At 71.4% G+C, this 13,059-nt stretch carries 14 protein-coding genes; 12 read left to right on the forward strand and 2 right to left on the reverse strand.

The window, feature by feature from the left end; all coding sequences use genetic code 11:
* The first annotated feature begins 74 nt into the window (after window positions 1-74).
* The 3 genes from ACZ4VF_RS15635 to ACZ4VF_RS15645 are packed head-to-tail and all read left to right on the forward strand — an operon-like array spanning window position 75 to window position 2,882.
* A complete protein-coding gene (locus tag ACZ4VF_RS15635) occupies window positions 75-1,139 on the forward strand; it encodes a type III polyketide synthase (protein ID WP_467926334.1) in 1,065 nt (354 codons plus the stop codon).
* Window positions 1,136-2,353, forward strand: coding sequence for a cytochrome P450 (locus tag ACZ4VF_RS15640; protein WP_467926335.1), 1,218 nt, complete (start codon window positions 1,136-1,138; stop codon window positions 2,351-2,353). Before ACZ4VF_RS15635 ends, ACZ4VF_RS15640 begins: the two co-directional genes overlap by 4 nt.
* A gap of 7 nt (window positions 2,354-2,360) precedes the next feature.
* Window positions 2,361-2,882: a cupin domain-containing protein gene (locus tag ACZ4VF_RS15645; RefSeq protein WP_467926336.1), complete on the forward strand. Its 522-nt coding sequence runs from the start codon at window positions 2,361-2,363 to the stop codon at window positions 2,880-2,882.
* A 39-nt stretch (window positions 2,883-2,921) separates the two neighbouring features.
* Here the strand turns inward: ACZ4VF_RS15645 and ACZ4VF_RS15650 are convergent, their stop codons facing one another.
* Window positions 2,922-4,148 (reverse strand): acyl-CoA dehydrogenase family protein, encoded by a 1,227-nt coding sequence (locus tag ACZ4VF_RS15650; protein WP_467926338.1) that lies wholly within the window; start codon window positions 4,146-4,148, stop codon window positions 2,922-2,924.
* A gap of 170 nt (window positions 4,149-4,318) precedes the next feature.
* On the opposite strand from ACZ4VF_RS15650, the gene ACZ4VF_RS15655 reads away from it, so the two are divergent.
* Window positions 4,319-4,963: a TetR/AcrR family transcriptional regulator gene (locus tag ACZ4VF_RS15655; RefSeq protein ID WP_467926339.1), complete on the forward strand. Its 645-nt coding sequence runs from the start codon at window positions 4,319-4,321 to the stop codon at window positions 4,961-4,963.
* A 49-nt stretch (window positions 4,964-5,012) separates the two neighbouring features.
* On the opposite strand, the gene def is transcribed toward ACZ4VF_RS15655, so the two are convergent.
* Window positions 5,013-5,552 carry a peptide deformylase gene (gene def, locus ACZ4VF_RS15660; protein WP_467926340.1) on the reverse strand — a complete coding sequence of 180 codons (540 nt, stop codon included), beginning with the start codon at window positions 5,550-5,552 and terminating at the stop codon, window positions 5,013-5,015.
* A 153-nt stretch (window positions 5,553-5,705) separates the two neighbouring features.
* On the opposite strand from def, the gene ACZ4VF_RS15665 reads away from it, so the two are divergent.
* From ACZ4VF_RS15665 to rocD, 8 genes are all read left to right on the forward strand, one after another.
* The gene (locus ACZ4VF_RS15665) at window positions 5,706-6,944 is read left to right on the forward strand and encodes a DUF1727 domain-containing protein (RefSeq protein WP_467926342.1); all 1,239 of its coding nucleotides are present in this window, start codon (window positions 5,706-5,708) and stop codon (window positions 6,942-6,944) included.
* 20 nt (window positions 6,945-6,964) lie between these two features.
* Window positions 6,965-7,693: a type 1 glutamine amidotransferase gene (locus tag ACZ4VF_RS15670; RefSeq protein WP_356148695.1), complete on the forward strand. Its 729-nt coding sequence runs from the start codon at window positions 6,965-6,967 to the stop codon at window positions 7,691-7,693.
* Window positions 7,694-7,972: 279 nt separating this feature from the next.
* Window positions 7,973-8,998, forward strand: a complete 1,026-nt coding sequence (locus ACZ4VF_RS15675) for a 6-phosphofructokinase (RefSeq protein WP_467926343.1) — start codon at window positions 7,973-7,975, stop codon at window positions 8,996-8,998.
* A gap of 103 nt (window positions 8,999-9,101) precedes the next feature.
* Entirely contained in the window at window positions 9,102-10,052 is a 951-nt protein-coding gene (locus ACZ4VF_RS15680; protein WP_467926345.1) for a cytochrome c oxidase assembly protein, read from the forward strand.
* 70 nt (window positions 10,053-10,122) lie between these two features.
* A complete protein-coding gene (locus ACZ4VF_RS15685; RefSeq protein WP_356148704.1) occupies window positions 10,123-10,290 on the forward strand; it encodes a hypothetical protein in 168 nt (55 codons plus the stop codon).
* Between the two features lie 37 nt (window positions 10,291-10,327).
* Window positions 10,328-10,813 carry an Lrp/AsnC family transcriptional regulator gene (locus ACZ4VF_RS15690; protein WP_467926347.1) on the forward strand — a complete coding sequence of 162 codons (486 nt, stop codon included), beginning with the start codon at window positions 10,328-10,330 and terminating at the stop codon, window positions 10,811-10,813.
* A 153-nt stretch (window positions 10,814-10,966) separates the two neighbouring features.
* Window positions 10,967-11,776, forward strand: coding sequence for a dimethylargininase (gene ddaH / locus ACZ4VF_RS15695; RefSeq protein WP_467926348.1), 810 nt, complete (start codon window positions 10,967-10,969; stop codon window positions 11,774-11,776).
* On the forward strand, window positions 11,776-12,993 hold the full coding sequence (gene rocD, locus ACZ4VF_RS15700) for an ornithine--oxo-acid transaminase (RefSeq protein WP_467926349.1): 1,218 nt from the start codon (window positions 11,776-11,778) through the stop codon (window positions 12,991-12,993). Before ddaH ends, rocD begins: the two co-directional genes overlap by 1 nt.
* Window positions 12,994-13,059: the final 66 nt, after the last annotated feature.

The following is a 13,059-nucleotide window of genomic DNA, read 5'->3' on the forward strand; positions in this document are numbered from 1 at the left end:
CTCCCGGGTGACGGTGGGTGGAGCACCCCAGAGGTGTGGACCACCTTCCGGACAGCGGAAAGCAGGGACGGTTCATGGCGACTTTGTGCAGACCCTCGGTGTCGGTCCCGGAGCACGTGATCACGATGGAGGAGACGCTGGAGCTGGCGCGTTCCCGTCACGCGGACCACCCCCAACTGCCGCTGGCGCTGAGGCTGATCGAGAACACCGGCGTCAAGACGCGGCACATCGTGCAGCCCATCGAGGAGACCCTGAGGCATCCGGGGTTCGAGGAGCGCAACAAGCTCTACGAGGCCGAGGCGAAGGCCCGCGTCCCCGCGGTCATCCAGCGCGCCCTGGACGACGCGGAGCTCCTCACCAGTGACATCGACGTGATCATCTACGTGTCGTGCACCGGCTTCATGATGCCGTCGCTCACCGCGTGGCTGATCAACGAGATGGACTTCGACAGCACCACCCGCCAGCTCCCGATCGCCCAGCTGGGCTGTGCCGCGGGCGGTGCGGCGATCAACCGGGCGCACGACTTCTGCTCGGCCTACCCGCACGCCAACGCGCTGATCGTGGCCTGCGAGTTCTGCTCGCTGTGCTACCAGCCCACCGACCTGGGTGTCGGCTCGCTGCTCTCCAACGGCCTGTTCGGCGACGGCATCGCCGCCGCCGTGGTGCGCGGGCGCGGCGGCACGGGGGTCAGCCTGGAGCGCAACGGCTCCTACCTGATCCCGAAGACCGAGGACTGGATCGCCTACGACGTCCGGGCCACCGGATTCCACTTCCTGCTGGACAAGCGGGTGCCCACGACGATGGAGCCGCTCGCCCCGGCGCTGAAGGACCTGGCCGGCGCACACGGCTGGGACGCGTCCGACCTGGACTTCTACATCATCCACGCGGGCGGCCCCCGCATACTCGACGACCTCAGCACGTTCCTGCAGGTCGACCCGCACGCCTTCCGGTTCAGCCGGGCCACGCTCACCGAGTACGGCAACATCGCCAGCGCCGTCGTCCTGGACGCGCTGCGCCGGCTGTTCGACGAGGGAGGTGCCGAGGACCGGTCCCGTGGTCTGCTCGCCGGGTTCGGCCCCGGCATCACCGCGGAGATGACGGTGGGCCGCTGGGTCAACGGGGACGGGAACGCCCGATGATCGAGGAGGCCACCCTCACCGGGCCCCTGCCCCCGGTCCGGCACTGGCCGGCGCTCGACCTCACGGGGACCGGGTTCGACCCGGTGCTGGCGGAGCTGATGGCCGAGGGCCCGGTCACCCGGGTCCAGCTGCCCAACGGCGAGGGCTGGGCCTGGCTGGTCACCCGGTACGAGGACGTGCGCAGGGTGGTCAACGACCCCTGCTTCAGCCGTTCGGCGGTGGTCGGCAGGCCGGTCACCCGGCTCGCCCCGCACTTCATCCCCGAGCGGGGCGCGGTCGGCTTCCTCGACCCGCCCGACCACACCCGGCTGCGCAGCTCGGTCGCCGCCGCCTTCACGGCGAAGGGCGTGGAGCGGGTCCGGGCCAGGGCCCGCGGCATGCTCGACGAGCTGGTGGACGACCTGCTGCGGGCGGGGCCGCCCGCGGACCTCACCAGCGCGGTGCTCGGCCCGTTCCCGATCGCGGTGATCTGCGAGCTGATGGGCGTCCCGGCCCACGACCGGCACGGCATGCACGCCTGGACCCAGCTGATCCTGTCCTCCGCGCACGGCAGGGAGGTCAGCGAGACGGCGAAGCGGGAGATGGGCGCCTACTTCTCCGACCTGATCGGGCTCCGCGAGCACAGCACCGGCGAGGACGTGACCTCGCTCCTCGGCGCGGCCGTGGGCCGGGGCGAGGTCACGCTGGAGGAGGCCGTCGGTCTCGCCGTGCTGCTGCAGATCGGCGGCGAGGCGGTCACCAACAACAGCGGGCAGATGTTCCACCTGCTGCTGAGCCGCCCCGACCTGGTGCGGCGGCTGCGCGCGGAACCCGGGATCCGGCGGCGGGCGATCGAGGAACTCCTGCGCTGGATCCCGCACCGCAACGCGGTCGGCCTGTGCCGGATCGCGCTGGAGGAGACGGAGATCGGGGGCGTCCGCATCCGTGCGGGCGACGCGGTCTACGTCTCCTACCTGGCCGCCAACCGGGACCCGGACGTCTTCCCCGACCCGGACGCCATCGACCTCACCCGCAGCCCGAACCCCCATGTGGCGTTCGGCTTCGGTCCGCACTACTGCCCCGGCGGCATGCTCGCCCGGCTGGAGGAGGAACTCCTGATGGACGCTCTGCTGGACCGGGTGCCGGGGCTGCGGCTGGCCGTACCGCCGGATCAGGTCCCCTTCCACCGGGGCGCGTTGATCCGGGGACCCGAGTCCCTTCCGGTGACCTGGTGAGGGGACCATGACGGAGACCGAGGGACTGTACGTGCCGCCGGGTGCGGGCCGGGTCGTGGAGACACCGGCGCAGCGGGTGACGTTCAAGGTCACCGGCACCCACTCGCGGATGGCCTCCACCTTCGAGGTGGAGGTGCCGCCCGGCTTCGACGTGGGCGCCCACGTGCACACGCGCAGCGAGGAGCTGTTCTACGTCCTCGACGGCGAACTGGACGTCCTCGCCTTCGAGCCCCGCGTCCGCACCCCCGACAACTGGCGGAAGTGGGAGTCGCGTTCGGGCAGCCGGGTGGTCCGTGCGACGCCGGGCACGGTCATCGTCGTACCACCGGGCTGCCCCCACGCCTTCGCCAACCCGACGGAGGCACCGGCGAGGATGTTCTTCCAGGCGTCCCCGCCGCCGGATCACGAGCGGTACTTCGAGGAGCTGCTGGAGATCCTCGCCCAGGGCGGCCCGCCGGACCAGGAGGCCATCGAGGCCCTGCGGGCGAAGTACGACATCGAGCAGCTCACACCGCTCAGGCACCGGTGATCCCCGGGGGCGCCGGGACCGGCCCCTCCGTGGCGCCCCCTAGCGGATCGGCATCCCGGACAGGGTGCGGGCGATGACGAGCCGCTGGATCTCGCTCGTGCCCTCGAAGATGGTGTAGATCGCGGCGTCCCGGTGCATGCGCTCCACCGGGTACTCCCGCGTGTACCCGTTGCCGCCGAGGATCTGGACGGCCTGGGCCGTGACCTTCTTGGCGGTCTCGCTGGCGAAGAGCTTCGACATGGAGCCCTCGGCCGCGGTGAACGGCTTGCCGTTGACCGCCATCCAGGAGGCGCGCCACACCAGCAGGCGGGCGGCGTCGATCTGCGTGCGCATGTCCGCCAGCTGGAAGGCGACGCCCTGGTTGTCGATGATGGGGCGGCCGAACTGCTCCCGGGTCATGGCGTAGTCGAGGGCGACCTCGTACGCGGCCCGGGCGGTGCCGACCGCCATGGCGCCGACCGCCGGGCGGGACGCCTCGAAGGTGGCCATCGCCGCGTTCTTGACGCGCTCGCCGCCCGCCTTGGCCCTCTCGCGGGCGCGGGCGAGCCGCTCGTCCAGCTTCTGCTTGCCGCCGAGCAGGCAGGAGCCGGGCACCCGGACGTTGTCGAGGACGACCTCGGCGGTGTGGGAGGCGCGGATGCCGTGCTTCTTGAACTTCTGGCCCTGGGACAGGCCGGGTGTCCCCGGCGGGACGATGAAGGACGCGTGGCCCTTGGAGCCCAGCTCCGGGTCGACCACCGCGACGACGACGTGGACGTTGGCGATGCCGCCGTTGGTCGCCCAGGTCTTCGTGCCGTTGATCACCCACTCGTCCTTGGCCTCGTCGTACACGGCACGCGTGCGCATGGAGGCGACGTCGGAGCCGGCGTCGGGCTCGGAGGAGCAGAACGCGGCGACCTTGACGTCGTTCTGGTCGCCGTACATCTGCGGGATCCAGGTGCCGATCTGTTCCTCGGTTCCGTTGGCGAGCACGCCCACGGCGGCGAGACCGGTGCCCACAATGGAGAGGGCGATGCCCGCGTCGCCCCAGAACAGCTCCTCCATGGCCATCGGTATGCCGAGGCCGGTGGGGTCGAAGTACTGCTGCGCGTAGAAGTCGAGGGAGTAGATGCCGACCTTCGCGGCCTCCTGGATGACCGGCCAGGGAGTCTCCTCGCGCTCGTCCCACTCGGCCGCCGCCGGGCGGATCACGTCCGCGGCGAAGCCATGGAGCCAGTCGCGCACTTCCCTCTGTTCGTCGTTCAGCTCCATGGTGAACTCGGCCATGTCCCCTCCAGCGGCGGTGGTGCGATGTTACTTACGGTAACCCGAGTCTGTTACTCATCGGTAGGAAAAGTCAATCGCCGATGGCGCCTCGGCATCCCGTTCGATGTCCAGGGCGAGGTCAGTGTTAGTTTGCGCAGGCGTCACCGAATCAGCACGGGTGGGGAGAGCACATGGACACCACGCAGCGGACCGATCAGCAGCGGTCCGCCGACCGCCGACGGCGCGAGCTGCTGGAGGCCGCCGACCGGGTGGTGCTGCGCGACGGCCCGCAGGCGTCGATGAACGCGATCGCGGCGGAAGCGGGCATCACCAAGCCGATCCTCTACCGGCACTTCGGCGACAAGGGCGGCCTTTACGCAGCCTTGGCCAAGCGGCACACCGACGCCCTGCTGGCCTCGCTGCGGGCCGCGCTGGACGCTCCCGCCGACCGCCGCGAGCGGGTCGAGTCCACGCTGGAGACCTACCTCGCCGCGATCGAGGCACGGCCCCAGGTGTACCGGTTCCTCATGCACCCCGCCGAGGGGAGCACGGGGGGCGACCAGGGGTTCGACGTCGGCAAGCACTCCGCGCCGCTGCTGCGCAGGATGGGCGAGGAGCTGGCCCAGGTCATCGAGGAGCGGGTGGACCTCGGTCCGGAGAGCCAGCGGCTCGCCCGGGTCTGGGGGCACGGGATCGTCGGGATGATGCATGCCGCCGGGGACTGGTGGCTCGGGGAACGGCCCTGCTCCCGTGCGGAGTTGGTGCGCTCTCTGGCCGACCTGCTGTGGGGCCGGCTGGCGGCCGCGGGCGACCGGGTCGGAGGCCCGGGCTTCTGATCCTCGTCCCCCGGGCGCGCGGCTCCCCGCGTCTCCCGGGCGGGTCCCCTCACCGGCGCCACGGGGCCCGGTCGATCTGCCGCGCCAGTCTGCGCCCGCGCCAGCCCGTGAGGCGGTCCGCGTACACACGGCCCTCCAGGTGGTCGCACTCGTGCTGCAGGCACCGGGCGAAGAAGCCGGTGCCGTGGACGGTGACCGGGTCGCCGGTCACCGTGAGGCCCTCCACCACCGCGTGGTCGTGGCGCTCGGTCCCGGCCTCCAGCCCCGGCAGGGACAGGCAGCCCTCCGGGCCCCGGACGACCACGCCGTCGGTCTCGACCAGGCGCGGGTTCACGATGTGACCGAGATGACGCACGTCCTCGTCGTCCGGACAGTCGTAGACGAACACCCGCAGACCCACCCCGATCTGGTTGGCGGCCAGGCCCACCCCCTGCGCCGCGTACATCGTGGCGAACAGGTCCTCCACGAGGGTCGCGAGACCGGGGCCGAAGTCCGTGACGTCCCGGCAGGGCGCGTGCAGCGCCGCGTCGCCGAGCAGGGTGAGAGGCCGGACGCGCCCGTGGGCGCCCGGAATGGAACCGTGTCGCATGGCGGCAAGGGTACGGTTCGTATCGCTCATGCCCGGCGCCGAAGGCGTGGGCCGGGATTCGGGTGTGCGAATGGATCTCGATAGGCTGAGGTTCACACCACGTAGCCGGATGGCCCCAGGCGGCGGCGCGTACGCAAGGAGGATCGAGAACTGATGGCAGGCAACTCGGACCCGCTCTCGCCGCGGGCCAAGCTGGCCGTGACCGCGGGCAAGGCGGTCGCTGCGGCATCGCGGGCCGCGGGACGCGGCAGCGGGTCGGTGATCGGTGGCCGGGTCGCGCTGAAACTCGACCCCGATCTGCTCGGGCGGCTCGCCCAGAACCTGGACGTCGTCCTGGTCTCCGCCACCAACGGCAAGACCACGACCACCCGGCTGATCGCCGAGGCGCTGCGCGCCGCGGGCCCGGTCGTGTCGAACGCGCTCGGCGCCAACATGCCGGCCGGCATCACCTCGGCGCTGGCGGGCGGTTCGGAATCGAAGTTCGGCGTCATCGAGGTCGACGAGAAGTACCTGGCCGGTGTGGCCCGGGACACGTCCCCGAAGTGCATCGCGCTGCTGAACCTCTCCCGCGACCAGCTGGACCGCGCGGCCGAGACCCGCATGCTCGCCGAGAACTGGCGCGAGGGCCTGGCCGGCTCCAAGGCCGTGATCGTCGCCAACTGCGACGACCCGCTGGTCGTGTGGGCCGCGTCCTCCTCCCCCAACGTCGTCTGGGTCGCGGCCGGTCAGATGTGGCAGGAGGACGCCTGGTCCTGCCCGTCGTGCGGCGGCGTGATGCAGCGCCCGGGCGACGACTGGTTCTGCGGCGAGTGCGGGTTCCGGCGGCCCACGCCGACCTGGGCGCTGTCCGGGGACCACGTCCTCGACCCGCACGGCTCGGCCTGGCCGATCCACCTGCAGCTGCCCGGCCGCGCCAACAAGGCCAACGCCGCCTCCTCCGCGGCCGTCGCCGCCGTCTTCGGCGTGCCGCCGCAGGTCGCCCTGGAGCGGATGTACCAGGTGCAGGCGGTGGCCGGCCGGTACGACGTCGTCCAGTTCCAGAACCGCGACCTCAGGCTGCTGCTCGCCAAGAACCCGGCCGGCTGGCTGGAGACGTTCTCCCTGATCGACCCGGCGCCCGCGCCGGTGATCCTGTCCGTGAACGCCCGCTCCGCCGACGGCACCGACACCTCCTGGCTGTGGGACGTCGACTACACGCGGCTGACCGGCCACCCGATCTTCGTCGTCGGAGACCGGAAGCTGGACCTCGCCGTCCGCCTGGAGGTCGCCAACCAGCACTTCCAGGTCTGCGACAACCTCGACCAGGCCGTGCAGATGTGCCCGCCCGGCCGGATCGAGGTCATCGCGAACTACACCGCGTTCCAGGACCTGCGCCGCCGCGTCGGCAACTGAACAGGAAGGGCGAGCACCTCATGAGCGACAACCAACTACGGCTGGTGTGGATCTACCCGGACCTGCTGAGCACCTACGGCGACCAGGGCAACGCCCTCGTCGTGGAGCGCCGGGCCCGGCAGCGCGGCCTGGACGTGGCCCGGCTGGACGTGCGCAGCGACCAGCCGATCCCGACCTCCGGCGACATCTACCTGATCGGCGGCGGCGAGGACCGTCCGCAGCGGCTCGCCGCCGAGCGGCTGCGCCGTGACGGTCACCTGCACCGGGCGGTGGAGAACGGCGCGATCGTCTTCTCCGTCTGCGCCGGCTACCAGATCCTCGGCCACGAGTTCATCAACGACCTCGGCCAGCGCGAGCCCGGCCTCGGTCTGCTCGACGTGGTCTCGGTGCGCGGCGAGAAGGAGCGGTGCGTCGGCGACGTGCTGGCCGACGTCGACCCGCAGCTGGGCCTGCCCCAGCTGACCGGCTTCGAGAACCACCAGGGCGTCACCCACCTCGGCCCCACCGCCCGGCCCCTCGCCCGGGTGCTGGTCGGCAACGGCAACGGCACCGGCGACGGCACCGAGGGCGCCTACAACGGGACCGTCTTCGGCACCTACATGCACGGGCCGGTGCTCGCCCGCAACCCGCTCATCGCCGACCTGCTGCTGAAGCTGGCGCTGGACGTCAACGCGCTGCCGCCGATCGACGACCGCTGGTACGAGGCGCTGCGCAACGAGCGCATCACCGCCGCGCAGCAGCCGGCGTAGCACCACCGCGCGACAGCGCTCCCGGCACCACCGCCCAGCGGCCCGCGTGGAACCAGCACGCGGGCCGCTGCGCGTCACCCGGACGTCACCGGGACTTCAGCGTGGTCCGGCAGGCTCGTGGCGGGCCCGCCTGACGGTCCGTCCGCTCACATGTGCGGACGCGTCCAGCAGGCGGACGCCCGCTACGGAGCCACCCCCTCACGCCGGTAGGGTGGCCGGGAATCCCGCCGGACAACGTGGTCCGGTCTACCCGGCCCACGTTGAGAAGGTATTCGGGCTATGCGCATTGGTGTCCTCACGTCCGGCGGCGACTGCCCCGGCCTGAACGCCGTCATCCGGTCCGTCGTGCACCGTGCCGTCGTCGACCACGGCGACGAGGTCATCGGCTTCCGGGACGGCTGGAAGGGCCTCCTGGAGTGCGACTACCTCAAGCTCGACCTGGACGCCGTGGGCGGCATCCTGGCCCGCGGCGGCACCATCCTCGGCTCCTCCCGGGTCCGCCCGGAGCACCTGCGGGACGGCGTGGAGCGGGCCAGGGGGCACGTCCGGGAACTCGGCCTGGACGCGATCATCCCGATCGGCGGTGAGGGCACGCTGAAGGCGGCCCGGCTGCTGTCGGACAGCGGGCTTCCCATCGTCGGCGTGCCCAAGACCATCGACAACGACATCGCCGTCACCGATGTCACCTTCGGCTTCGACACCGCGGTGACCGTGGCGACCGAGGCCCTGGACCGGCTGAAGACCACCGCCGAGTCCCACCAGCGGGTGCTGATCGTGGAGGTCATGGGCCGGCACACCGGCTGGATCGCGCTGCACTCGGGCATGGCGGCCGGCGCCCACGCCGTCGTCGTGCCGGAGCGGCCCTTCGACATCGAGGAGCTGACCCGGAAGGTCGGCGAGCGGTTCGAGGCGGGCAAGCGGTTCGCCATCGTGGTCGCCGCGGAGGGCGCCAAGCCGAAGCCCGGTTCCATGGACTTCGACGAGGGCGGCAAGGACATCTACGGCCACGAGCGCTTCGCCGGTATCGCCCGGCAGCTCTCGGTCGAACTGGAGCAGCGGCTCGGCAAGGAGGCCCGTCCGGTGATCCTCGGACACGTGCAGCGGGGCGGTACGCCGACCGCGTACGACCGTGTGCTGGCGACCCGTTTCGGCTGGCACGCGGTGGAGGCCGTGCACCGGGGCGAGTTCGGCATGATGACCGCGCTGCGCGGCACCGACATCGTGACGGTGCCGCTGGCGGAGGCGGTCGAGACGCTGAAGACCGTTCCGGTGGAGCGGTACGACGAGGCGGAGTGCGTTCTGTAGTTCACCCGAGAACAACCCGCCCCCGGTCACGGCCCTGACCGGGGGCGGTTCTACTCTGGGGGGCGGACAACTCGCACAACCCCCACGAAACAGGAGCCGGCGGATGGATCACAGCGGGCACGGCATGACGATGGATCTGCCGCCGTTCACGCTGGGGCGAGGGCTCGAGTGGTCGGCCGACCCCTTCTTCCTCATCGCCTGCATGGCCGGGCTGGCCCTGTATGGCTGGGGTGTCGCGCGGCTGCGACGGCGCGGGGACGCCTGGCCGGTGAGCCGTACCGTCTCGTACGCCGTCGGCGTGCTCACCATCGCGCTGGTGATGTGCACCAGGCTGAACGACTACGGCATGGTCATGTTCAGCGTGCACATGGTGCAGCACATGGTGATCAGCATGCTGTCGCCGATCCTGATCCTGCTCGGCGCCCCGGTCACCCTGGCGCTGCGCGCGCTGCCGGCCACCGGGAAGGGCCGCAAGGGGCCGCGCGAGCTGCTGCTGATGCTGCTGCACAGCCGGTACATGCGGGTCGTCACCCACCCGGCGTTCACCATTCCGCTGTTCATCGCGAGCCTGTACGCCCTGTACTTCACCCCGCTGTTCGACTTCCTGATGGGCTCCAGGACCGGGCACATCGCGATGATGGTGCACTTCCTCGCGGTCGGCGTGGTGTTCTTCTGGCCGATCATCGGGGTCGACCCGGGCCCGCACCGGCCCGGCCACCTGATGCGGATGCTGGAGCTGTTCGCGGGCATGCCGTTCCACGCGTTCTTCGGCATCGCGCTGATGATGGCGTCGACGCCGATGGTGGAGACCTTCCGGAACCCGCCCGCCTCCCTCGGCGTCGAGGCGCTCTCCGACCAGAGCGCGGCGGGCGGCATCGCCTGGGCGTTCAGCGAGATCCCGTCGGTGCTGGTGCTGATCGCCCTGCTGTTCCAGTGGTACCGCTCCGAGCAGCGGCAGGCCAAGCGCAAGGACCGGGCCGCCGACCGGGACGGCGACACCGAGCTGGAGGCGTACAACGCCTACCTGGCCTCGCTGGACGCACGCGAAGGCTAGTCACGCCTGTCCCCTCCACGCCCGAACGGGGGCACCATGGTCTCAGACGGACCATGAGGAGGGTGTCGCGATGCCCGGTTCCACGAACGGTTCCACCAAGGCGATGGGGGCGCTCACGGTCGGCGGGCTGGTCCTCGTGACCGCCTACACGGTCGCGCTCGGCAGCAACGGCTGGCTGTGGTTCGGGTGGGTGGTGCTGGGGCTGCTGACCCTCGCCCTGGTGGTCACCCAGGCGTAGCACCGCCGCCGCGGGCCTGGCTGATTACAGTGCCCGCATGAACAGCAGGGCTGCGTCCTTCGACGACCTCGACGGCAAGATCATCACCGCGCTCATGGCGAACGCCCGCACCAGCTTCGCCGAGATCGGAGCGGTGATCGGGCTGTCCGCCACGGCGGTGAAACGGCGGGTGGACCGGCTGCGCGAGACCGGGGTGATCACCGGGTTCACGGCGACGGTCAAGCCCTCGGCGCTGGGCTGGCGCACCGAGGCGTACGTCGAGGTCTACTGCGAGGGCGCGGCCCCGCCCCGGCGGCTGGCGGAGGTCGTGCGCAACCATCCGGAGATCGCGGCGGCGATGACCGTGACCGGGGGCGCCGACGCGCTGCTGCACGTGCGCGCCCGGGACGTGGAGCACTTCGAGGAGGTGCTGGAGCGGATCCGCGCCGAGCCGTTCATCCGGAAGACGATCAGCGTGATGGTGCTGTCCCATCTGCTCCCGGAAAGCCCGGAGGCGGGCGCCACCCATCCGGCCCCCGAATGACCCGGGATATGCGCAGGAGTACTGCGTGACCTGCGCCGGATACGCAGCGATGCTGCGTATCCGCGCAGTCTTCTTCGCTTGTCGTCCGTCCACCTGTCTTCCTACCGTGGTGACACCCCTCAGTGACACACAGGAAAGCGGAGGAAACCCTCTGTGCCCGACAACCGTGTGCCGCGTTCCCGGCGCTTCCTGGTCTGCGAACCCAGACACTTCGCCGTGCAGTACGCGATCAACCCCTGGATGCATCCCGACAAGCCGGTCGACGTGGACCTGGCCCAGGAGCAGTGGCAGGCGCTGATCCGCGCCTACCGGGCCCACGGCCACGCGGTCGACACCGTCGATCCGGTCCCGGGCCTGCCCGACATGGTGTTCGCCGCCAACGCGGCCTTCGTCGTCGGCGGCCGGGTGTTCGGCTCCCTGTTCCACGCCCCGGAGCGGCGCCCGGAGTCGGTGCACTACGACACCTGGTTCAAGGCGGCGGGCTACGACGTGTACCGTCCGGAGTCGGTGACCGAGGGCGAGGGCGACCTGGTGTGGACGGGCCGGTATGTGCTCGCCGGCACCGGGTTCCGCACCACCCGCGAGGCCCACCGGGAGGCGCAGGAGTTCCTCGGCCACCCGGTCATCGGCCTGACCCTGGTGGACCCGTACTTCTACCACCTGGACACGGCGCTGTTCGTCCTCGACGACGACAACGTCTGCTACTACCCGGAGGCGTTCTCGCCGGGCAGCCGGGAGGTGCTGCGGCGGCTGTACCCGGACGCGGTGCTCGCCACCCGCGAGGACGCCATGGCGTTCGGCCTGAACTCCGTCTCCGACGGCCGGAACGTCTTCATCGCGCCCCGGGCCGAGGCGCTGGCCGAGCGGCTCGCCGACCACGGTTACGTCCCCGTCCCCGTCGACCTGTCCGAGTTCCACAAGGCCGGCGGTGGCATCAAGTGCTGCACCCAGGAGATCCGCTGATGACCGCACCCGCGCGCACCCGTACGTCCGTCGAGCTGATCCGCGCGGAGGAGCCGGTTCTCGCGCACAACTACCACCCGCTGCCCGTGGTCGTGGCCCGCGCCGAGGGCACCTGGGTGGAGGACGTCGAGGGCAACCGCTACCTCGACATGCTGGCCGGCTACTCGGCCCTCAACTTCGGCCACCGGCACCCGGCGCTGATCGAGGCGGCCCACCGCCAGCTCGACCAGCTGACGCTGACCTCCCGCGCCTTCCACAACGACCGGCTCGCCGAGTTCGCCGAGCGGCTGACGGCGCTGACCGGCCTGGACATGGTGCTGCCGATGAACACCGGCGCGGAGGCGGTGGAGAGCGCCGTCAAGGTGGCCCGCAAGTGGGCGTACGACGTGAAGGGCGTCCCGGCCGGCCGGGCGACGATCGTGGTCGCGGCGGAGAACTTCCACGGCCGTACGACGACCATCGTCAGCTTCTCCACGGACGAGACGGCCCGCTCCGGCTTCGGCCCCTTCACGCCCGGCTTCAAGGTCGTGCCGTACAACGACCTGGCCGCGCTGGAGGAGGCCGTGGACGACACCACGGCGGCGGTGCTGATCGAGCCGATCCAGGGCGAGGCCGGGGTGGTCATCCCGGACGAGGGCTATCTCACCGGGGTGCGCGAGCTGACCCGCCGCAAGGGGTGCCTGTTCATCGCGGACGAGATCCAGTCGGGCCTCGGCCGGACGGGCCGTACCCTCGCCGTCGAGCACGAGGGCGTCGTCCCGGATGTGCTGCTGCTCGGCAAGGCGCTGGGCGGCGGCATCGTGCCGGTGTCGGCGGTGGTGGCCCGGCGCGAGGTGCTCGGGGTGCTGCACCCGGGCGAGCACGGCTCCACGTTCGGCGGCAACCCGCTCGCGGCGGCGGTCGGCACGGCCGTGGTCGAGCTGCTGGAGACCGGTGAGTTCCAGCGCCGGGCGACCGAGCTGGGGGTGGTCCTGCGGGACGGGCTCACCGAGCTGGTGGGCAGGGGCGTGACCGGGTTCCGCTCGCGCGGGCTGTGGGCCGGCGTGGACGTCGACCCGGCGCTCGGCACCGGCCGGGAGATCAGTGAGCGCCTGATGCGCGAGGGGATCCTGGTCAAGGACACCCACGGCTCCACGATCCGGCTGGCGCCGCCGCTGACCATCACGGCGGAGGAGCTGCGGTCGGCGCTGGCCGCGCTGGAGAAGGTGCTGGTCTGAGGGACCGGGAAGGTGCCGGTCCGAGGGACGGCGGGCGGGGGCCGGTATGACGACCGGTTCCCGCCC

It is taken from the genome of Streptomyces sp. NPDC029151, from assembly GCF_055564315.1.

Coding starts and splice junctions, on each gene's coding strand:
- rocD (WP_467926349.1), top strand. CDS start 11,776: ATGACCGCACCCGCGCGCACCCGTACGTCCGTCGAGCTGATCCGCGCG.
- ACZ4VF_RS15640 (WP_467926335.1), top strand. CDS start 1,136: ATGATCGAGGAGGCCACCCTCACCGGGCCCCTGCCCCCGGTCCGGCAC.
- def (WP_467926340.1), bottom strand. CDS start 5,552: ATGCGACACGGTTCCATTCCGGGCGCCCACGGGCGCGTCCGGCCTCTC.
- ACZ4VF_RS15650 (WP_467926338.1), bottom strand. CDS start 4,148: ATGGCCGAGTTCACCATGGAGCTGAACGACGAACAGAGGGAAGTGCGC.
- ACZ4VF_RS15670 (WP_356148695.1), top strand. CDS start 6,965: ATGAGCGACAACCAACTACGGCTGGTGTGGATCTACCCGGACCTGCTG.
- ACZ4VF_RS15680 (WP_467926345.1), top strand. CDS start 9,102: ATGGATCACAGCGGGCACGGCATGACGATGGATCTGCCGCCGTTCACG.
- ACZ4VF_RS15675 (WP_467926343.1), top strand. CDS start 7,973: ATGCGCATTGGTGTCCTCACGTCCGGCGGCGACTGCCCCGGCCTGAAC.
- ACZ4VF_RS15685 (WP_356148704.1), top strand. CDS start 10,123: ATGCCCGGTTCCACGAACGGTTCCACCAAGGCGATGGGGGCGCTCACG.
- ACZ4VF_RS15645 (WP_467926336.1), top strand. CDS start 2,361: ATGACGGAGACCGAGGGACTGTACGTGCCGCCGGGTGCGGGCCGGGTC.
- ACZ4VF_RS15690 (WP_467926347.1), top strand. CDS start 10,328: ATGAACAGCAGGGCTGCGTCCTTCGACGACCTCGACGGCAAGATCATC.
- ACZ4VF_RS15655 (WP_467926339.1), top strand. CDS start 4,319: ATGGACACCACGCAGCGGACCGATCAGCAGCGGTCCGCCGACCGCCGA.
- ACZ4VF_RS15635 (WP_467926334.1), top strand. CDS start 75: ATGGCGACTTTGTGCAGACCCTCGGTGTCGGTCCCGGAGCACGTGATC.
- ACZ4VF_RS15665 (WP_467926342.1), top strand. CDS start 5,706: ATGGCAGGCAACTCGGACCCGCTCTCGCCGCGGGCCAAGCTGGCCGTG.